Origin of the sequence: Actinoplanes italicus (assembly GCF_003001815.1) — a bacterium.
Lineage (GTDB): Bacteria > Actinomycetota > Actinomycetes > Mycobacteriales > Micromonosporaceae > Actinoplanes > Actinoplanes italicus.
The window spans coordinates 28,181-47,288 of record NZ_PVMZ01000021.1; the positions used below are offsets into that span (position 1 = coordinate 28,181).

At 66.5% G+C, this 19,108-nt stretch carries 20 protein-coding genes; 5 read left to right on the plus strand and 15 right to left on the minus strand.

Annotated features, from left to right (window positions below):
* The first annotated feature begins 206 nt into the window (after window positions 1-206).
* On the plus strand, window positions 207-710 hold the full coding sequence (locus CLV67_RS38375; protein WP_307833878.1) for an HAD hydrolase-like protein: 504 nt from the start codon (window positions 207-209) through the stop codon (window positions 708-710).
* Between the two features lie 215 nt (window positions 711-925).
* On the opposite strand, the gene CLV67_RS51340 is transcribed toward CLV67_RS38375, so the two are convergent.
* The 7 genes from CLV67_RS51340 to CLV67_RS38400 all read right to left on the minus strand — a co-directional run bounded on the left by CLV67_RS51340 (window position 926) and on the right by CLV67_RS38400 (window position 10,334).
* Window positions 926-1,852: a hypothetical protein gene (locus tag CLV67_RS51340; RefSeq protein WP_146169454.1), complete on the minus strand. Its 927-nt coding sequence runs from the start codon at window positions 1,850-1,852 to the stop codon at window positions 926-928.
* Entirely contained in the window at window positions 1,849-2,595 is a 747-nt protein-coding gene (locus tag CLV67_RS51345; protein ID WP_146169455.1) for a DUF6932 family protein, read from the minus strand. Before CLV67_RS51345 ends, CLV67_RS51340 begins: the two co-directional genes overlap by 4 nt.
* 240 nt (window positions 2,596-2,835) lie before the next feature.
* Entirely contained in the window at window positions 2,836-3,198 is a 363-nt protein-coding gene (locus CLV67_RS38380; protein ID WP_106327599.1) for a hypothetical protein, read from the minus strand.
* Window positions 3,199-3,793: 595 nt separating this feature from the next.
* A complete protein-coding gene (locus CLV67_RS38385; RefSeq protein ID WP_203737253.1) occupies window positions 3,794-4,744 on the minus strand; it encodes an Eco29kI family restriction endonuclease in 951 nt (316 codons plus the stop codon).
* Window positions 4,745-4,938: 194 nt separating this feature from the next.
* Entirely contained in the window at window positions 4,939-5,409 is a 471-nt protein-coding gene (locus CLV67_RS51350) for a hypothetical protein (protein WP_146169456.1), read from the minus strand.
* A gap of 277 nt (window positions 5,410-5,686) precedes the next feature.
* The gene (locus CLV67_RS38395; RefSeq protein ID WP_106327605.1) at window positions 5,687-7,795 is read right to left on the minus strand and encodes a hypothetical protein; all 2,109 of its coding nucleotides are present in this window, start codon (window positions 7,793-7,795) and stop codon (window positions 5,687-5,689) included.
* A gap of 1,930 nt (window positions 7,796-9,725) precedes the next feature.
* Entirely contained in the window at window positions 9,726-10,334 is a 609-nt protein-coding gene (locus CLV67_RS38400) for a hypothetical protein (RefSeq protein WP_146169457.1), read from the minus strand.
* A 258-nt stretch (window positions 10,335-10,592) separates the two neighbouring features.
* Here CLV67_RS38400 and CLV67_RS52250 point away from each other — a divergent pair, with 258 nt between their 5' ends.
* Complete coding sequence (locus CLV67_RS52250) at window positions 10,593-10,769, plus strand: hypothetical protein (RefSeq protein ID WP_170154163.1); 177 nt, start codon at window positions 10,593-10,595, stop codon at window positions 10,767-10,769.
* A 137-nt stretch (window positions 10,770-10,906) separates the two neighbouring features.
* The gene (locus tag CLV67_RS38405; RefSeq protein ID WP_106327609.1) at window positions 10,907-11,350 is read left to right on the plus strand and encodes an HIT family protein; all 444 of its coding nucleotides are present in this window, start codon (window positions 10,907-10,909) and stop codon (window positions 11,348-11,350) included.
* A gap of 65 nt (window positions 11,351-11,415) precedes the next feature.
* Here CLV67_RS38405 and CLV67_RS38410 read toward each other — a convergent pair whose 3' ends face one another.
* The 4 genes from CLV67_RS38410 to CLV67_RS38425 form a co-directional block, all read right to left on the minus strand.
* Complete coding sequence (locus tag CLV67_RS38410; protein ID WP_170154164.1) at window positions 11,416-12,489, minus strand: calcium-binding protein; 1,074 nt, start codon at window positions 12,487-12,489, stop codon at window positions 11,416-11,418.
* A gap of 144 nt (window positions 12,490-12,633) precedes the next feature.
* On the minus strand, window positions 12,634-13,866 hold the full coding sequence (locus CLV67_RS38415; RefSeq protein ID WP_170154165.1) for a calcium-binding protein: 1,233 nt from the start codon (window positions 13,864-13,866) through the stop codon (window positions 12,634-12,636).
* Window positions 13,867-14,000: 134 nt separating this feature from the next.
* Complete coding sequence (locus CLV67_RS38420; RefSeq protein ID WP_106327616.1) at window positions 14,001-14,960, minus strand: calcium-binding protein; 960 nt, start codon at window positions 14,958-14,960, stop codon at window positions 14,001-14,003.
* 29 nt (window positions 14,961-14,989) lie between these two features.
* A complete protein-coding gene (locus CLV67_RS38425) occupies window positions 14,990-15,514 on the minus strand; it encodes a permease-like cell division protein FtsX (protein ID WP_146169459.1) in 525 nt (174 codons plus the stop codon).
* A gap of 87 nt (window positions 15,515-15,601) precedes the next feature.
* Here CLV67_RS38425 and CLV67_RS38430 point away from each other — a divergent pair, with 87 nt between their 5' ends.
* The gene (locus tag CLV67_RS38430; RefSeq protein ID WP_239166504.1) at window positions 15,602-15,955 is read left to right on the plus strand and encodes a hypothetical protein; all 354 of its coding nucleotides are present in this window, start codon (window positions 15,602-15,604) and stop codon (window positions 15,953-15,955) included.
* 6 nt (window positions 15,956-15,961) lie between these two features.
* Here CLV67_RS38430 and CLV67_RS38435 read toward each other — a convergent pair whose 3' ends face one another.
* Window positions 15,962-16,351 carry a hypothetical protein gene (locus CLV67_RS38435; RefSeq protein WP_106327622.1) on the minus strand — a complete coding sequence of 130 codons (390 nt, stop codon included), beginning with the start codon at window positions 16,349-16,351 and terminating at the stop codon, window positions 15,962-15,964.
* Between the two features lie 50 nt (window positions 16,352-16,401).
* The gene (locus CLV67_RS38440) at window positions 16,402-16,752 is read right to left on the minus strand and encodes a hotdog fold thioesterase (protein ID WP_106327905.1); all 351 of its coding nucleotides are present in this window, start codon (window positions 16,750-16,752) and stop codon (window positions 16,402-16,404) included.
* Window positions 16,753-16,948: 196 nt separating this feature from the next.
* On the opposite strand from CLV67_RS38440, the gene CLV67_RS38445 reads away from it, so the two are divergent.
* Window positions 16,949-17,203 carry a hypothetical protein gene (locus CLV67_RS38445; protein WP_106327907.1) on the plus strand — a complete coding sequence of 85 codons (255 nt, stop codon included), beginning with the start codon at window positions 16,949-16,951 and terminating at the stop codon, window positions 17,201-17,203.
* Window position 17,204: 1 nt separating this feature from the next.
* Here CLV67_RS38445 and CLV67_RS38450 read toward each other — a convergent pair whose 3' ends face one another.
* Together CLV67_RS38450 and CLV67_RS38455 are read right to left on the minus strand one after the other, a co-directional pair.
* Entirely contained in the window at window positions 17,205-18,479 is a 1,275-nt protein-coding gene (locus CLV67_RS38450) for a PrsW family intramembrane metalloprotease (protein ID WP_106327624.1), read from the minus strand.
* Complete coding sequence (locus tag CLV67_RS38455; RefSeq protein WP_106327626.1) at window positions 18,476-19,054, minus strand: hypothetical protein; 579 nt, start codon at window positions 19,052-19,054, stop codon at window positions 18,476-18,478. Before CLV67_RS38455 ends, CLV67_RS38450 begins: the two co-directional genes overlap by 4 nt.
* Window positions 19,055-19,108 lie beyond the last annotated feature (54 nt).

The following is a 19,108-nucleotide window of genomic DNA, read 5'->3' on the forward strand; positions in this document are numbered from 1 at the left end:
GGCGCGGATGGTCCGGCGGTAGCCGTCAACCGTCGCCGGCGACCGCTGAGTAACGTGCCGGCCGATGTTGCCTGCGGGATTTCGACGGTCCCGTGTGTTCGGTCTTCGCCGGCTATCCGGCCCCACAGGTAGCAGCGGAGCTAGTGGACCTGCTTGCAGCACTAGACGCACCCCTTACAGAGGAAGTCCGCAATGACCCTGACCCCATGGCAATAATCCGATGGGCAGGTCAAAACTGTGCTCATAAGGTAATTGCGGCGATTGAAGACGCACTTACCGCAGCCGAGGTGCAAGCAGTCACGTTGGCCACTCCAACACCTTACGGACACGAACTTATTGTCGGCGCGGCGACGCGGGGAATTCCCGTAGCTGTCGTTAGTAACAATTCAGCCGCAGCGGTCGCGGCGTACCTAGCCGCCCATAACCTCACACGGTATGTATCCCCGATTGTCGGGCGAGCGTACGCGGCACCGGATCGGATGAAACCGGAGCCCGGCCCGGTGCTGGAGGCTGCCCACGTACTTCGAGCGGAACCTGCGAGCTGCACCCTCGTGGGCGACTCGGCATCGGACATTGAGGCAGCGAGAGCGGCTGGCACCCGGGTTATCGGGTACGCCAACTACCCGTGGAAAGTTGCAGCTTTTACGGATGCCGACGCTGTAGTGACATCTATGCGCGAGCTAGCCGAGATATGGCACATAGTGCAGTAGTGGCAGCAGACTTCACGGCCCCATCACGGGCCACCACATTTATGACACCTTGATGCTGCCCGCGGCCACCGCCGCGCAAGGGAAGAATAGGGCGGCCAGTTTGGCGCTTTGACCCTTAGTTTGCACTTACCTGCGACCAGCATGCAACCCGATCAAACTGTGTGACCATCCTCGGCGAAACGCCGCCTGGTGGACTATGCGGGCCACCAGAGGCCTTAGAAAGTTAGCTGGTCACCGTTCATACGCACGAAATGGTAAGTCGAACTTTGTTCGATGCCGAGATGATTTATTCTTTTACGCTCGATCGCCCATACATGAATAAACTCGCCGAGCGCAAGTTGCAGGTCAACGATGTTCTGATCCTCAGCAACGTGAATGTCATACCGTCTGGAATTGCGAGCCCGCCCAACCTTGAGCGAGAATGTTCCGCCTAGATCGAGCCGTACTACGAATCCACTTACGGGGATGCTCTGCTCCGTGTAGCGGACTTCCCATAGTTTTTTCAAGAACTGTCGAGTTCTTCGGTCAAGGCGAGAATTACGGTGCTGACCTGTCCCTGATCGCCATCCGACCTCAAGGTCTAGATCATGTTCATCGAGGGCGGAGGCCAGCATTCTAAGTCCCCTGACAAGGGGCTCATGCCCAGCAAATCTGCGGAGATCGCCTTGACTCTCGGCCGTATGGTGCAGATCTGTGATCGTTGACAAGACCTCATCAACGGGATCTACGTCAACCGCGAGTTGACCGTCACAATTCTCGTCGATTTGGCGCGCCGGAACCAAATGAAGAATGGCGCTTCCTTCGGACACGCCAGCTAGTTCCAGCGACACCCCTTCTCTTATCGAGTTGAGCTCCGCAGCGCCCGCGACCTCTTGGGCGAAGGCGTGGAATACCTCTTGGGTGATCCCGATATCAAGTCGCCCTCCGGTCGCCCTGGCGCCCGTGAGGCGGAGATTCAGCCAACGTTCGAGGCGAGCTGATGGATCTTGCTCCTTGAGGATGCCGAAAAGGTGCTGGTCGAGGACCTGCGAAGGCGTCTCATCCAGCTCGGGTCCATCTGTGTAGTCAGCCCACAGCTCGTCGAGACGGTCAGCGTCGACGCGCCCCTTGAAGGATGCAAGAGAGTCACGCTCTGCACTCATAGCATCACCTCCACGTAGCCGCGCTTCCAGTCCCCAGTCTCTCTTGTTGGAGCCTGCTTGTCTTCTCCCGGCTGGCGGACGCGACTGAAAAAGTCGTCCAATCCACCTCTAAACCGCATGTACTCAGCTTCCGAGGAGTAGAAGCCGTGCTTGAAAGGGCTTTTGAAGTATCGGTATCGAACGATAATGGGCGTTACTCGGTGGAGTTTGAAATTCTTGTCTCGGTTGCTAAGTCGAGCTACAGGAGTGGTGACTGGCAGCCCGTCCTGCTTAGCGGCGTCCAGTACGTCCCCGTCCACGAATAATGTGAGGTCTATGTTATTCGGGTCAGGTTTGCTGCTGATGAAGCTGCCCGCTAGCCACAAGCACCGCACGAGCGAGCTCTCACCAATAACGTCACCTAGGCTGTCCTTGTACTTCGCCCAAAGAGCCATGTAGTTCTGGAAGCCTTCCCAGCATGTCTGCCGGGTTACAGAGTCTTCGAACATTGGAGCGTCTACAAACCGGGCCTGCACTTCGGCAACCGTCACGGAGAAGCGTCCTGGCGGCAAGTGGCCGTCTGAGTCGAACTCTGGGATGCGGCTCAAGGAGCAGGTCCCCCTCCGGGCAGCAGGCGGCTGGCGCGTTGTACTCCAGTGGTCACCTACTGTAGGGCAGGCGCCGAGCCGGATCCCATCGACCTCTTGGGCGATTAGAAGCGACTTGGCAGGGCCCGCGTGAGGCGCAACGCCGGCGAGGACCATGCGCAGAACCGTATGGCAGACCTACGACATTTTGGTGTGCCGCAGGTATGACGGCCTCTCGCCCTAGGCTCGAATGACTCCTCACCGGCAGCCCGTGGGCGCCTGTGTGTTTCTCAGCCTTGAGGCTAGTGTGCTCAGCTTGTTGACCTGACAGCCGGTCAAGCCACCTCGCGGGTTTGCCTAGTCGGAGGAGACGAGACTGAGATCTTCGCTGCCTCGTCTCCTCCGAAAGCCTTAGGGCTAGTGAACCCCGAGGAAATGTTGAACTAGCAAGACCAATCCGATCGTGCTGGTGAAGGCCACGGCGCCGCGGAGGCATGCTGCCCATGGCGAACTGCCGTCGGCCTTCGAAAGCCAGCCAGTAGTGAGGCCTACCACCAGCGCCGACAAGACGTCGACGCTGGCTACCAGGATGCCGACGTTGGAGGACACCAGTCCCAGGATCAGCGCCATGGTCGCGCCAACGGCGCCACCGCCTCGAAGGACCGCCGTTAGGATCGAGCACCCGTCGGCCTTGGCGAGAATTCCCGTAATGATGCCGGCGATGATGCCCGCAAGCAGGGCCGCGACCACGACCATGATCCGGGCTTGAGAGGAACTCATGGTTACCTCGACTTTCGCTCCGTCGGAGCGAGATCGAGGGGGAAAGCAGCCCAGCCCGACTCGCCCCTCAACAACAGGGGTCAAAAGTCGGGTTAGGACGCGCTATGCCCTTCTCACCTTGAGGAACTCCGAGGAGGCCCTGCTCGGCTTCCTCGGGCGGCTATCCCCATTTGAGATTCACCCGGGTGGCAGGCAGGTATTCCCTGCCCGTCTAGCCACCAGTCTCAGGTTCGGGGAGCCATCCCCTACGGTCTAGTCGTGTGCTGACTTTCGCCGATTCGCCTGGGTCGGAACATTAGGCGCGTATTTCTACGCCCAAGCACACTGCGAGCGCAAGTGTACCGGTCGATCGCCCACTAAGACAGCGAGGCGTAGGGGTAAGGAGATCGCGTAGGGCGACCGCAATGGCAAATACATGGTCATGTCCAGTTGCCACGAGCCGTTCTTGCAGCTCACGTAGGGTGAGCCGTACGGACTGTAAATACGTCACGCAAGTTACAAGGGTCCGGATCCACTAAGGCCACCACACGCACGAAGAAGCCCTTCACCACCTGATGCGGTGGTGAAGGGCCCTTTCTCGCTGATCCACTAATCGTTAGTCGTCGTCGCCGAGCAGGCTGAGTTGTTCCTCGCTGAGGCTCGGGATGGAGCTGAGGTCCAGCTTGAGGCGGTTGTCGAGGTGACCGCGGATCCGCTCCACGCTTTCCTCGCGGGTGCGACGGGCGGGTTCCTGCTTCAGCGCCCAAGGCCGGCCAGGGTGGAGTTCGTCCCAGTCGGGCCGCGCGCCGCGGCGGCGGCCACCTCCGGGGTCGTGGTTGCCGAATCCTTGCAGGATCTGGTTCCACACGGGCTGGAAGTGGCCTATCAGGAGCGCCTCGGCGAGCGGGACCCAGATGTCCTCGACGATGAGAAAGCGGCACCGGAAGTCCGCCAACCGCAGCGTCGGCTCTCCGGACTCGGCACTGTGCTTCTCTACCTGTTCGATGGAACGTCCGTGCTCACGCAGCCGGTTGAACAGTACCGGCTCCTCCACCGTCGAGAGGACTCCACCGACTCCAGCCCTTGCGCCCTTGGGGATGGCACGGCCGACGTACAGGGGTGTCGGGTCGGTGGTGGAGGTCAGCTCCGCGTAGGGCTGGAACGCGCCGAAGTAGTAGATGCAGTAGAGACCCGCACCCGCGAACGGAGCGGCCGGCGGGAGCGGGTTGAACGGTTCCTCGAGGAGGGCACGCTCGACGCTCTGGGCGAGGTTCACGCGGTCCAGGGGGTCGAACCGGCTTGTGCGCTTGCGCTGCACCTCCTCGTACGCCGAGGGCAGGGGTGCACGTCCCCGCTCCTTGAAGTAGCGGATGATGTCCGTCTCCCGGAAGATCGGCCCGCTCGCCAACTCCTGAAGGGGTGCGGGGAAGTTGACGTCTCGCGAACGCATATTCGTCACCGCCTGCCTACTAACACCCCCGATCTTGGCTGCCTCGGCCATACCCGCCAGACGGGCCTCAGGGCTGACCCGGTCCGGGTCGCCAGCGAGCATGAAGCTCATCGTCATCCAACTCCTCGTGTCCAGAAGAAACGGTATCCCGTTTCCGTTCTCGACCCTACGGGACAACCCAGCCGTCGGTCAACCGGTAAACCGTTTCTTCTGTACACAGCTCAGGAAGTTGAGGTCACACTTAGCCTGCGGGTGTCACCGAGCAGGCCGTCACGTGGCCGAGCCGCGCGGGCGCCCCCACACGGACCAGATCACTGCGGCTCTGATGTATCTCGAGTCGAGACCGCGTCGGCACGAGTTCGCTGTGCGACGTCAGCTTCGATGGTGCGCATGGGGTAGCCGCTGTAGAAGCTGATCTCCGGGATCGTGACGCCTGCGGCCCGCATCGACCTGACGACCTGCCTCCGATGGCGGGCGCGGGCGGTCCGGCCTTGTCGGCTCGCCCGCTCGGTAGCCGTCTCGCCGGCGAGGAAGGTTGTCTGATCGAGGCTGGCCTCGGCGTAGAGGCGGCAGTCACTCAGCACGGGGCACGAGGTGCACACGGCACGGGCCGCGTCGAGAAGTCGCGGATCTTCGACATCTCCGTCAAAGACGGCTTGCTGGACGGTGAGGTCCGGGAAGCCGCTCGCGAGGCGACCGCATTTCTGACCCGCCGGTGGAGTACCGATCGCGGTCAGTAGGGGATACAGGTGGTCCTGGGTTGGGTTGGTTGCTGGCGTCATGTCGCTTCTCCTGGTGAGGAGCGCGGGGGCCACGCCCACGCTCGTGCACTCAGGGGGAAGCGACCGCCGGGTCTCAGGTTCGCGGATCGGTCAGATCGGGCTTTGTCGCCGTCACCGCCGCGTGGCTGTGCCTTCTCGGCACCCGCTGCACCGTGGGAGTGGCCCCTGGCAGGGCTTCGTGCTCTTGCTTCATCTTACCGCTCGGCCGTACATGAACCCGCTGCTCAGCTGGCCTGGCGTGAGACGGGCCGCCTATCGGCGGCCCGTCTCGATCGGGCTAGTTTTCTTCCGTGGCCGGGCGCTCGCGCCGCGCGATGCGGCTCGCGAGCCCGTTCCAGAAGGACAGCCTGCTCCGCAGGTCGTCGAGTCGCTGCAGCACGCCCTCGGTTGACCACCCCTGCATCTCGATCAGTGGGGTGGTGGCCTCTCCCTCGGTCAGCCCTTCGAGCTTCTCGATGTTGTCCTCGAGCAGCTCGAGGGACCTCTCCACCTGCGCCTTGAGCCGGGCGAGTGCCATGCTTGGGGTTTCGGACGGCGGCGGTGTCGGCATCGGGCGATGCATGCCCACCCGCGGGAACGCGTCATCGCGCAGCCATCGGTCGGAGATGTCCACCTCGCCTTGATCCGGATCATGGACCAGGGCACCGCTCCCGCTGATGTGGCCGTGGACCAGCTGGCCGTTCTCGTCGACAATGCGGGGAGCGCGACCCGCGCGGCCGTCGATGATCGCCTGGTATAGCAGACGCAGCCCGTGGGGCTCCTTCATCATCGCCAGCAGCACGTCATGGGGTCCGCGTTTGTCGGTGTCGGTGCCGCCGCTGCCGTACGGCTCGCGGCGCAGGGAGGCCCACCGTGTGAGGTGGAACTGCGCGAGCGCAGCCAACTCCGTTCGGGTCGAGTAGTCACCGGCCTCGGTGGGCGTGTCCGCCGAGTCGGCCAGCTCCTTCAGCGCAGCGTCGAGTAGCTCCTCCGGTGAGCGGCCGGTCACCGACCAGGCGGCCGTGGCGTACAGCCTGAGCCGGCAGGCTCGCCGATAGACCGCCTGCATCGCGTCGATCCGACGACGGTCGGGGTCTTCCGCCGGAAGGGTAGCGGCCAGACTGCGGATCGGCCGCAAGGCCAGCTCCGCCGCCGCTTCGGCCTTCGCCGACGCCGAGGCCTGTGCGGCGGACGTGACATCTCGGATGGCACGCGACACGATCGGCCGAAGTTCCGGGTCGAGCATGATCTCGATGACACGGGCGGCCTGCGCGTCCGGCGTCCCCGGGAACCCGTTCTTCACCGCTGTCGCCGGATCCATCAGGCCAGCGAGGTAGTCGTGGTCCTCATCGGAGATCACGCCCTCATGACGCAGGGCGCGGACGACGGACTCAGCCATGGCCTCGTTGCGTCCGGTCGTAGGCCAAGGCCGGGGGCCGCTAACGTGCAGCATGCCGAGATAGCCGCTGATGGCCTGGGCGAAATCGTACGGGGAAGCCACAGCCGGTACGAAACGCAGAATCACCCGGGCACGCACGATCAGCGCGTTGCGCCGCCCGCGGCGCTTGTCGCTGCCCCTCGAGGTGAGGCCCGGCTCGTCAGGGTCGTCCTCCAGGATCGAGTTGATGTACCTCCGCAGACGGTCCCCGTCTGCGGGCAAGTCGTACATTACGGTCCTGGCGTCGGCGATACCGAGTACCTGATGTGCGTTCGTCACCCGGCTCGAGCCCTCAGCCGTGGCCAGGAGGCACGCCGTCGGTTCACCATTGGTGTGGTAGATCTCGTTGTACACGACGTCGACCGGCATCATGATCCCGCGCTCAGCGATCGACGCTGCCAGCTTGTTCTCCGACAAGATGAAGGTGCGAGCGCGCTCGGCCTCCCGCAGCACGTGCGACACATCGCGCGCCTCAGTCCGCAAGGTGGACGTGGCGCCGTTCGCGGATGACGGGCCGCGGAGCGGGCCCATCTCGCCGGCCGATCCAGAAGCGGGATACACCCGCTCCGCGAACGCCCGATGGTTCGTCACCATCGGGGTGACCCCTGGCGTCCACAGGTCGATCTCGATGAACTCGAACTCTCCCCCGACCACCGGCATGGTGCGCTTGGAGTTCAGCGCCGCTCTCAGCCCGGCAGGGTCGGTAGCCGCCGTTGCCAGCGCCCACGCGAAGGGCTCAGGCAGACCAGCGGCGAGCCCCGCCTCCGCGGCACGCCGTACCGCCGCCATCTTCGGCAGGGCCGGCATCGGTTCGCTGCTCCACCGGCTCCAGGCCGTGTGTGCGGCCTCGGTCTCGCCGACCTCATCGGCGACGTCATCGGCGTTTCGGTCGTCGGGAAGGTTGGGCGGCTGCTGGACGTCGCCGTCTGACTCGACAGGCTCGTCAGACTCGATCGGTTCGTTGTTCACTGCTTACCCCTGGTGCTCGTGGCGGTACACCGCCGGCCTACCCGAAGCGATCCCTCGGGTTGAGGCGGCGGGCCCACGCGCCACGCCACCGACGTAACGGACTCCGCCTGGAGCGGATGTGCGTCACGACGCGCCAGTATGGGAAGACGACCACAAGGGGAATCAGTCACGAAGATCACTTCGCGCTGCGTGCCCTCCGTCCGGTCAAGGACGTCGGTCGACCGTGGTACCGGCCTCGTGGGAGTACTCAATCATGCCCGGAAGGCGAAACCCGCAAGTTCGTCGGGCGGATCGGAATTTCCGCCTGGCTGAATGGCGTCGCGCCGGCGCACGATCATCCGCCATCGGCCCGGGGCGGTCCAGCGACGGGCAGCTGCCTCCACGCCGAGTTGCTCACGCGAGCCGTGATAGCGGTTGAGTCTTGACGCCACTCGTCGATGGCGGCCAGGGGCCTAACCTGCACCGGAATGGGTCACCGGTCACCACACGACATCGGCCGACAGACGCCCCAGCGGACTGAAAATCGGAAGGTCGGCGGTTCGACCCCGCCCCTGGCCACAGTCACCGAAACTCGGTACGCAAGCCCTCACCTGCAGAAACGCGGTTGAAGGCTTCGTCATTTCCAGGGTCAGGCACCGATCTGTGCTCAACGGATTGCCACGCGCCTTGAGGTTGCCTGCTCGAATCAGTGACTGTCGACACACGACGGTGCCCTGGCCGGCGTCTGGAGACCTTTCGGGATCAGGGTTGCTGACCGCCCCGGCCCGCCTGCTCGTCCATCTGCCACTCGGCCGCCCGTCATCCGGCCCGCCTGCGCGCCACCTGTCTCCCGCTTCGAGCACCTGCTTCCCGCCGCTTGTCCTCCGCCGCCATGGCTGCCCGCCCGCCTGCTTACCGTCTAGACACCTTTACGGTCAGGGTCTGGTTGGGGCTGGTGGGGACAGTCCTGCCCCGGACCGCCTGATCGCCCAGCCATGCCCGGCGAACCCTTCCCCAGGCTGTTGATCGCCCAGCCGTGGCCGGTGAACCCTTCCCCAGGCCGCCTGATCGCCCAGCCATGCCCGGCGAACCCTTCCCCAGGCCGCCTGATCGTCCAGCCATGCCCGGCGAACCCTTCCCCAGGCTGTTGATCGCCCAGCCGTGGCCGGTGAACCCTTCCCCAGGCCGCTTGATCGCCCAGCCTTGGGCAGCGAACCCTTCACCGGGCCGGAGGCAGCGATATCCCGGAGCCCGGCTCCAAAAACGGCCCTAGTTGATCGTCCAGCACCGGACCGCGGCGGTAACCGACCCGCGCCCCCGGAGCCCACGACGGTGACGCCAGGCCATCAGCCGACCGAACGCCACCACAGCTCAGATGGATGCGGCCGACGGGCCGGGAACCCCAACAGCGAAAGCTCTCTACCACCGTTCTCGATCAGGGTCGGAGTGAGAGCCGTGGCTGATCCCGACATCAGCCGGTGGATAGAAGTTCCAGGGCCTAATAGCCGCAACAGCGCAGTGCTGGACGATCATCTTGGCCGGTTTTGGAGGCCGGCTGTGCCCTATGGCTGCTTCCCGGGCCGAGAAGGGTGCGCGAGGCGCGGCCGGCCGATCGAATGTCAGGCATGCGGCTTCCCCGGCCGACGTGACCGCTGTGGGAAGGCCTGACCGGCACAGGAGGGCCTTGCCCCGGCACGCTCCGGGCCTGCCCTTGACTCCGGAAGCTGTCCAGCCCCATCCACTCGACTGCCGACCTTGGACACTCGTCAGGGCCGACCGCATCCTGCCACTCCGGCAACCACCAGAATCCAATCGACGGCCTGGCGCAGCAGACGCAGGCTCGGCTCCACGCGGTTATCGAGACCGTGACCCGTCGATACACCGGCCGACGCCTAGATCAGCCGAGGCTCGCGCAGACCCCGATCGACAAAGATGCCTAACAGGCACGCCCTCAGAGCCCGGGAAAGCGGTCGTACTGGCTGATGAGTGCCGGGAACCACGTACAGTCCCCGGCGAAGCCGTCCTCGCTGTCGCGGTCCCGGTTGGCCATGTCGGCGACGAGTCGCGCCTCGGCGAGCGTGCCGAGCAGGCCGTGTTCGCCGGGAGAGATACCGAGTTCGACGACAGCGTCCCGATGCAGGCTGTAGCAGAGCCAACTGTGGAACTGACCCTCATCGAATCCGAGGACCTCGAACCCCAGACCCCCCGCCACCGACGGAGCCACGCCCGAGGACAGATTCTCCAGGATCGGGCGCGGCTGTCCGAAGACCCGCTCGATCAGCGTGAGAAGGCCGGCGGCATCCGAGCCCGGCAGGCTCATCCCAAGGATGTGGACCGGCCCGGCCAGGCAGGTCTCGCCGGCCGCCAGAGCAGCATCATCGAGCGACGTGTGCCAGGGCGCGACGATCGCCGACTCCCGATCGTGCGGATGGAAATCGGTCAGGCATTCACTGACGGAGACGACTTCCAGGGGCAGACCATCGGCACGGTACGAGGTCGGCGGCAGCCAGCGGTGTGCCGCCACGAAGGCGGCCGGCACGTACGTCTCATCACCGGACACCGATCCATGATCGGCCATCGAACCGTCGATGGCACCGCCGGGAAACAGGCCGAAAGACCCATCGTCTGAGGATCAGAACCGCCGATGTTCAGGGCATCAATCGCGCTGGTTGTGGCCGAAGGGGGCGACATCATGGTGCAGGCAACTACGCCGGGTAATGGTTCACAGGGCAACTTCCGGGTCGGGGCGAGTCATGAGGCTTCGACACGGACGGGGGCCACTCCAGTTTCGGGCAGTGGCGGGAAACTGCCGCCGATCGTGTGGACGCACACCGATCTCGGCAAGATCATGCGGCAGGACCTGGTCGGTCTCGGACAGGCGGTGGTGGTGGCCCTCCTCGGAATGGCGGTGTTCATCGCGGCCGGGATGGGCATCGCGTTCGTGGTGGCGACCATCCTCAACGCCGTGGGACTTGATCCGTCGTCGTCGTACTGATTCCCGCCGGACGTACATCCACCCGTGGTCCAAATGCGGGGCGGCGGGTGGGTGACGGCCGGCGATCAGGCGGCAGGACGTCGATGCGGATGCGGCCGGGGTGGTTCGCGAACGCGGGCTACTGAAAGATCACGGCCATGGAGGAGTGCCTGATCTGCGCGAAGCACCGGGGTGCGGGGCCGCTGGGCGGCATCCGGGTGTGGGAGGACGAGCACTGCCTGGTCTTTCACCGGCCGGTCGACGAGTCGGGCACCACGATGCCCGGCTATCTGTTCGTGGAGAGCCGCCGGCACGTTCCCTATCTCGCTGACCTCACCGACGAGGAGGCCGCCGCGATCGGGCGTACCGTCCGGCGTGCCGCGGCCGGACTGCGCGCGGAACTGGACGCCGAGTTCGTGTTCTCGGCCGTAGCCGGGATGAGTCAGGCGCATTTTCATCAGCACCTGTTCGTGCGCCACCGTGGCACACCGGCTGACTACGGCTGGATGTCCGGCGACCGGTGGCCCGAGGCTCCGCGCCATTCACATCAAAAGATCGACAACTTGTGTGTACGGCTACGCGTTCACCTGAGCGACGAGTGAATGAGGACGGCCCGGCCGTCGGGCGTGGTGCCGTGCGACCGGGCCGATCCCGCGTTCAGTGAGCGTCAGGCGATCTTGTTGAGACGCCCCGCGACGGCCGCCGACGACCCCGTGAGGCTGTCGATGTAGTCGGACCACTTCTTGTACTCGCAGCTCGAGTACTTGGCGCCCTTGGGCGAGATGCACAGGTCGATGTTCGCGCCGCCGTACAGCTTGTCCTTGGCCTTGGTGCTGCCGGCCGGCAGGAGGGTGCTGGTGACGGACTCGCCGACCAGGAAGTCGTAACCGGCGCCGCCGCTGAGGCTGTCGGTGCCGGACTCGCCCATGAGCAGGTCGTCACCGGTGCCACCGGAGACGGTGTCGTTGCCGGAGCCGGCGTAGAGCTCGTCGGCACCGCTCTCGCCGTTGATCTTGTCGTTGCCGGCGCCGCCGTAGACCACGTCGCCCTCGCCGTTGACCTCACCGGCACCGGCGTAGATCACGTCGTTGCCGGCCTGGCCGTAGATCTTGTCGAGTCCGGTCGAGCCGTTGAGCAGGTCGGCGCCGGTGCCGCCGTACAGCTTGTCGTTGCCGGCCTGGCCGTACACCTTGTCGTTGCCGGCGCCTGCGGAGACGCTGTCGTTGCCGTTCTGCCCATACACGACGTCGTTGCCGGCCTGGCCGTAGATCGCGTCGTTGCCGTTGCCGCCGACGATGTAGTCGTTGCCGGTGCCGCCGGTGAGGCGGTCGGAGGCCGAGCCACCGTAGATCTTGTCGTTGCCGGCACCGCCGTTGGCGTTGAGGTAGACCGCGGTCTTGTTCTTGACCCAGTCGTTCTTGTCGCCGAGCGAGACGGTGAGCGCCGAGGTCGCGCCGGTGGTGGTGCAGGTGACCTTGGTCTTGTCACCGGCGATCGCGGCACAGCCGGCGCCCGCGTTGATGGCGACCGTGTCGTCGAGGGTGACGGTCCGGCCGGAGACGGTGATGGTGAGGCCGTTGACCTTGCCGGCCAGCGCGGTGAACTGGACCGTGCCGGCGCCGACGACCTTGGCCGTGCCGGCAGCGGCGGCCTGGGCCGGGGCGGACAGCAGAGCTGTCGAGCCGATGGCGGCGGCGGTGACGCCGATGGCGGCGAGAGCCCGGCGGTTGATCAAAAACATGTTCGTTCCCCCGTATAGAAGCAGGTCACGATAATAGAACGCTACCGTTTCGACGTACCGCCCCCGGACCGGTGACATGAAACACTTTCGGACAGCGAAAGGCCCGGCTGCCGTAGCAGCCGGGCCTTCGATCAAGCAGTCGGATCAGCGGCGCGAAGCGCGCGCCTCCTTGGCACCGGCCGCCAGGTCGGACGCCGCCGGGATCGCCGACAGCTTCCGGGCACCCTGCGCCGCAACCGGCGGGTACTCGCAGTTCATGACACCGGAGGTGCCGGTCACCAGGCAGACGTCACCGTCGATGGTGCCGTTGACGTCGTGGGCGCCACCGTCGATGGCGTCGGCCGCGGTCGCGCTGCCGTACGCGTAACCGCTGTCGTCGACGAACTCGCCGACCAGGATGTCGCTGGCGTCGTTGCCCCAGATCAGGTCGTTGCCGTCGTTACCCTCGGCCCAGTCCTCACCGGCACCGCCGGTGAGCCGGTCGGCGCCGGCCTCGCCGAAGAGGTAGTCGTCGTCGTTCTCGCCGTACAGGTAGTCGTTGCCGGGGCCGCCCCACGCCACGTCGATGTAGAGCTTGCCGCCGCTCACCCGCTGACCGGCACCGGAGTAGATCTTGTCGTTGCCGTTCTCACCCTCGCTGTAGTCCACGTCGTTACCGGCGGAGATGGTGTCGTTGCCGTCGCCACCCCAGAGCTCGTCGTCGCCGTTCTCGCCGTAGATCCAGTCGTCGTTGCCTTCACCGTCGACGTAGTCGTTGCCCGCGCCACCAGCGAGAGCGTCGTTGCCGGTGTAGCCCCAGATGCTGTCGTTGCCGGCGTCGCCCCAGACCTTGTCGTTGCTGGTGCCCGCGGAGACGCTGTCGTTGCCGTTACCGCCGCGGATCTGGTCGGCACCCGACTCACCGAACAGCTTGTCGTTGCCGTTGTTGCCGTACAGCTTGTCGTTGCCGGAGCCGCCCTGCAGCTGGTCGCCGCCGGAGCCACCGATCAGGGTGTCGTTGCCGCTACCGCCGAAAGCGAGCAGGTAGACGGAGGTCTTGTTGTTCACGACGTCGTTCTTGTCGCCGAGCGCCGCGGTGATCTGCCCCGTCTTCGCGCTGGTGGTGCAGCGAACCTTGTACTTCGTGACCTTCTTGCAGCCCTTGCCGGCCTGGAGCGCGACCCGGTCGGTCAGCGTCACGGTGCGGCCCGAGATGGTGACGGTCAGCGAGTTGACCCGGCCGGTCAGTGCCTGGAACTGCACCGTCTTGGAGCCGACGACCTTGGCCAGACCCGCGCTGGCGGCCTGGGCCGGGGTTGCAAGGAAGAAGGAGGAGGCGGCCACCGCGACTGCGGCGGCACCGACCGCGGACAGGGTCCGGCGATTGACGATTGCCATGATGAGATCCCCGTTTCGAAGCAGACGGGACGGAACGATGATCCGTCCCCGTCGACGATCAGCGTAGAACGCTACCGTAGCGACGTCCGCCCCCATCCTAGTGACGTTCGTCACTTGAGGACGGTCAGAATTGGTCAGTCGAGCGCACTCGGCGACACCCGCGTCACGCTCGGCGACCCGGCTGCGGTTGCGGAAGCCACTGCGCTGAACCACTCACAACCGGACGTGGTGGTCTTGCTCGACGACTCGAGGCAGATGTCGCCGACCGGGGTGTTCGCGCCTGCGTACAACCGGTCCACCGCGGTCGCCGAGCCGGACGACACACCCTTGCCGTTGACCGCCTTGTAGATCTCACCGACCAGCACGTCGTCGCCCGCCTCGCCGGCGATGGCGTCGTTGCCGGCGTCGCCCATCAGGAAGTCGTTGCCCCCGTCGCCCCAGAGCTTGTCGTTACCGCCCCAGCCGCGAACGGTGTCGTTACCGATGCCGGCGTAGATGGTGTCGTTGCCGGCCTCGCCGTGCAGCTGGTCGCCGCCCGCGCCGCCGTAGACGGTGTCGTTCCCGCTGCCCGCGGCGACGTAGTCGTAGCCGCTGCCACCGACGATGCGGTCGGCGCCGGAGTCGCCGAAGAGCTCGCCCCTGCCGTTGCCGCCGTAGAGCTTGTCGTTGCCGGGACCACCCTGCAACTGGTCGCCGCCCGGGCCGCCGATCAGGGTGTCGTTGCCGGTGCTGCCGCCGGCCAGCATGAAGACGCCGGTGTAGTTGCGCACGTAGTCGTTGCGGTCACCGAGCGCGACCTTGATCAGCTTCGTGGCCTGCGACGTGGTGCACCGCACCTTGTATCGGGTGACCTGCTTGCAGCCCTTGCCCGCCTTGACCGCGACGCGGTCGGTGAGCGTGACGGTACGACCCGAGATCGTGACCGAGACCTTGTTGGTGCGCTCCATCAGCGCCCGGAAGCTGACCGTGCTCTTGCCCGCGGTGGCCAGGCCTGCCGTCGCGGCCTGTGCCGGCGACGCGAACAGCGTGGTGGCGGCCAGCGCCGCGGCGGTGGCGCCGAACGCGGCCAGAGTCCTGCGGTACTTCAGGTTCATGAAAACCCCCGTATGAGTTCAGTAGTCGATCAGCAAACCAGTTCGGCGCCCGGGCGACCGGACCCGGGTCGCATCACGACCCGGATGCGGTTCACACCGGTCATCTCGCGGACCGCCGGGAGCGGCCCGCAGTCGAAGTCACGGCCCACAGTGGTCAGTGAGAGCGACTCCGGCATCGAGTCGGCGGTGATCCCCTCCAGCTGGACGGGGTCATTGCCGGCGCGTTCCCGGAACCTCTGGTACGCCTGCTCGCGTGTCTCGAGCCGAATCCCGTCCCTGGCCGGCAGCGCGCCGAGCGCCCGTTTCACCGCGTCGCGCTGGCGCGTGTCCGCGTCCGGCTCCATCGCGACCGAGACGGCGAACTCGCGTTCCGGAACGTACCGCCACCCGGCGAGGAGCATCACCGTGGTGGACGCGACCGAACCGAGCACCAGAGCGCCCGCCGCCGTGCCCAGCAGGTGCAACCAGCGCCGATCGGCTGGGGGCGGTTCCCCGACTTCTTCCGTCCACGGCTCGTCGTCGAACGGGTCGTGTGTCGGCTGTGGATCGGTCATGATCCGCAAAGCTATAACAGCCGGACCATGCCGTGGTTGTCCACACCGTCACGCTGGGCCTTGATGGCGGTCGCTCGGTGCTACAGAGTGTTGACGGGATCGGTCAACCTCGGACGCAAGGAGGCGTTGGGAGTGAACGGCTTCTCGAACGACTCGGAACACGCCGCCTACAACCTGGCCGAGGCATTCCTCGAGAAGGCCATGTCCTGCATGAAGTACGCGGAGGAGGCTGCCGAGGCGTTCCGCGGCGGGCGGATCGCGATGCGGCGCCAGTTCAAGTCTCGCGGGCTCTCCGAGGCCGAGGCCGACATCAGATGGGCCGGGACGGTGCAGGCCACCCGGGCGATCTCGGATAACAGCTTCTTCATGTCACAGGCGACTATGTACAACAACGCCGCCGCCGCGCAGTATGCGAAAGCCCTCTATCTGCGAGGCAAGTAGGGCCGCTCAGGCCGCCCGGTGCCGGAGGGTCGCGACCGTGGAGCCGGCGAGAGCGAGCAGGCAGTCGGGTAGGGTGCCGTCGGCGATCGCCGCGCCGAAGAGCGCCTCACCGGTCGGGAAGTCGCCGTTGACGTACGCGCTGACGAACCGGGCCACCCAGCGCTTGTCATACCGCGCGTCGTCGATCCCGGGGAACTCGAGGGTCCACGCGCCGCCGGGCGGGACCTGCCCGACCATGGTCGCGGCGAGGCACCAGGCGACGTCCCAAGCACCGACCACGCCGTCACGGTCGACGACCGCGTCGAACGTGTCGGCCACAGCCGCGGAGTCGCCGGTGAGCGCGCACTGCAGAACCTGCGCGGCGTCGTCGAATGCGTGCTGTGGTACGTCGGTCACGTTGGAAAAGGTACGTCGGGCGGTCAAGGAACGCACCCGGACGTGGGAATTCAGGCACCACGGAGCAGACAGGTGATCCGGGCCGTGCAGACCCGGTCACCGGCCTCGTCGGTGAGCACCACCTCGTAGGTGGCGACCGCCCGGCCCCGGTGCACGGGCACCGCCACACCGGTCACCAGACCGGAGCGGGCCGCCTTGTGGTGGGTGGCGTTGATGTCGACGCCGACCGCGAACGGACGGTCGACGGTCTGACCGTGCAGCACCGCGCCGACCGAGCCGAGGGTCTCGGCCAGCACGCAGGAGGCGCCTCCGTGCAACAGCCCGTACGGCTGGGTGTTGCCTTCGACAGGCATGATTCCCACAACCCGTTCCGCGGTGGCCTCGGTGATCTCGATGCCCATGCGTTCCGCGAGCGCACCTCCGCCGCCGCTGGTGAACAGGTGTTGCTTGCCGTCCTCCGCGATATCCACGGGCGTACGTTACGCCCGTTTCGGGGCTCGACCAGCGACAACCATCACAGGGCCGGGGACTGTTCGATTGATCCGCTGGGTACTGACGGGCACACCGCCGGGCCATCCGGCCGACGAGAGGAGCACCATGAGCGAGCCGCAGGAAATCATCGAGACCCGTGGTGACGACCGCGTGGACCTGCTCACGAACGACGCCAACGGCGACGGCCGTACGGACGTGTGGGTCTCCGACACCGACGGCGACGGCAAGCCGGACCTGTTCCAGTTCGACACCGACGGCGACGGCAAGGTCGACGTGACCATGGTCGACCTGGACGAGGACGGCACCCCGGACCTGATCGTCGACGGCGACGGCGGCCTGCCGCCGGCCGGCACGGTCTGAATCAGGAGCCACCCAGAGCGGACAGCGCCACCCACACGACCGCGATCGCGACCGCTGCGGTTCCCAGGGTGGAGGCCGTGTGCCGCCAGGACCGCGTGCCCTCGACCGCTTCGGGATGTCCCAGGGCGGCGAGGGTGGCGCGGTGCTCGCGTACCTCGGCCGCCCGGGCGTGGGTCGCCTCGTCCGGGAGGTCGGCGCCGGCCCGGCTCAGTTCGACGGCCAGGCCGGCCTGGGCGCGCTGCAGTCGCCGTACCGCCGCCCGGCCTTTTCTCCCCGCACTCGCCGCGGCGTGCCGCCGGGCCGCACCCCGCCGGGAACCGGATCCCAGGACCCGCAGTTCGCCTTCGGTGATCAGGTCCCGCTCGCGGACCGTGGCCAGAATGGCCACGTAGTAGGCCGCCTCCCGATCGTGCGCACGGCGCACCAGGTACAGGACCAGCAGTAACGGTGGCAGCCCCTTGAAGACCAGCACCGCGAGCAGCGCCACCGCACCGTCACCGAGACTCTCCCGGAACAGCGGCGAGTTCCACAGCGAGTGCGACGCCCAGGCGCCGAACAGGGCGAGCCCGGCCACCACGATCCGGCGCGCGCGGCTGCGGTCGCGGTTGACCACGAGGTAGCCGATGCCGGCCCCGGCCAGCGCACCGAACAGCGTGTGACTCCAGACGCCGGCCAGGAAACCGCGCACCAGGAACGTGGTGATCACCGGTTGCACCTGGTCGCCCTCCCCTGCCGACCGGACCGCGCCGATCGCGAAGACCACGTCCTCGACGATCTGGAAACCGAGGCCGACGAGGGCGCCGTAGACGATGCCGTCGAGCACACTGTTGATCTGGGCGCGGGCGATCAGCACGATGGCCACCACGCCGAGGGTCTTGGCGATCTCCTCGACGGTGGGTCCGGCCAGCGCGGCGCCCCACTCGGCGGCCAGATCGGGTGAGCCGAGTTTGGCGATCAGGTTGTCCAGGGCCGTACTGCCCGGGATGGAGACGCTGGTCGCGACGAGGCCGCCCCAGGCGAAGGCGAGCACGCGCAGGCTGGGCGGCTCCCGTTCCAGGAAGTCGAGCTCCGACAGGAACAGCCAGAACGGGACCGCGAGCAGCCCGAAGAGCACGATCGCGGTGAGCGTCGCCACCGGGTAGGACTTCAGGAAGAGCGCGGTGATCTGGGAGATCCGGACGGCGCCGACGGCCAGCAGCACGAGCACCACCCAGAAGGCCGGCTGGCGTACGAGCGCGGCCGATCGGGGCGCGCCGGGCCGGACCGCCTCACTCATCTGTTCTCGTAGCGCAGGGTGCGCGTGCTGGCGTCGATCACCGGGAGAGCCCGCCCCAGGTCGGTATCGTCGCCGCTGATCATGACCTCGATGGTGAGCCCGTTCGCGACGAAGACGGCATACCGGCCGTCCCGGTCGCCGGCGGTGTATCCGCCCTGGATCCCGGCGAGCCCACCGGCCGTGGAGACGGCGAGCTGGGTGCCGGTGATCTGGTGACCGGAGGTGCCGGTGATGCGTTGCCGGAGCCGGACGGCGGCCGCGGTCAGGTCACCGTCGAAGGGCTCGACCTCGATCGCGTACCGCACCTGTTCGATCCGGAACAGCGCGGTCCCGCGATCGGTGCCGGGCCTGGTCCCGGTGACGTCGAGCGTGGCCCCGGCCGGAGGCACCACGGTGACCCCGGCGCCCACCAGGTAGGGCCGGCCGGACTCGACGGTTCGCTCGGCCGGAACGGCCCGGTCCAGCGCGGGCAGACCGAAGGCCAGGAGGGCCAGAATGAGTGCCACCGCGAGTGCGACGGGCAGACCGAGGGTGCCGGGAAGGTCGGTGAGATGACGCCGAGTGACCCTCCCCATCCGTCCAAGTTAACGGCGGTCACGGGTCGCTGTCCGGAGAACCGGCGACCGGCC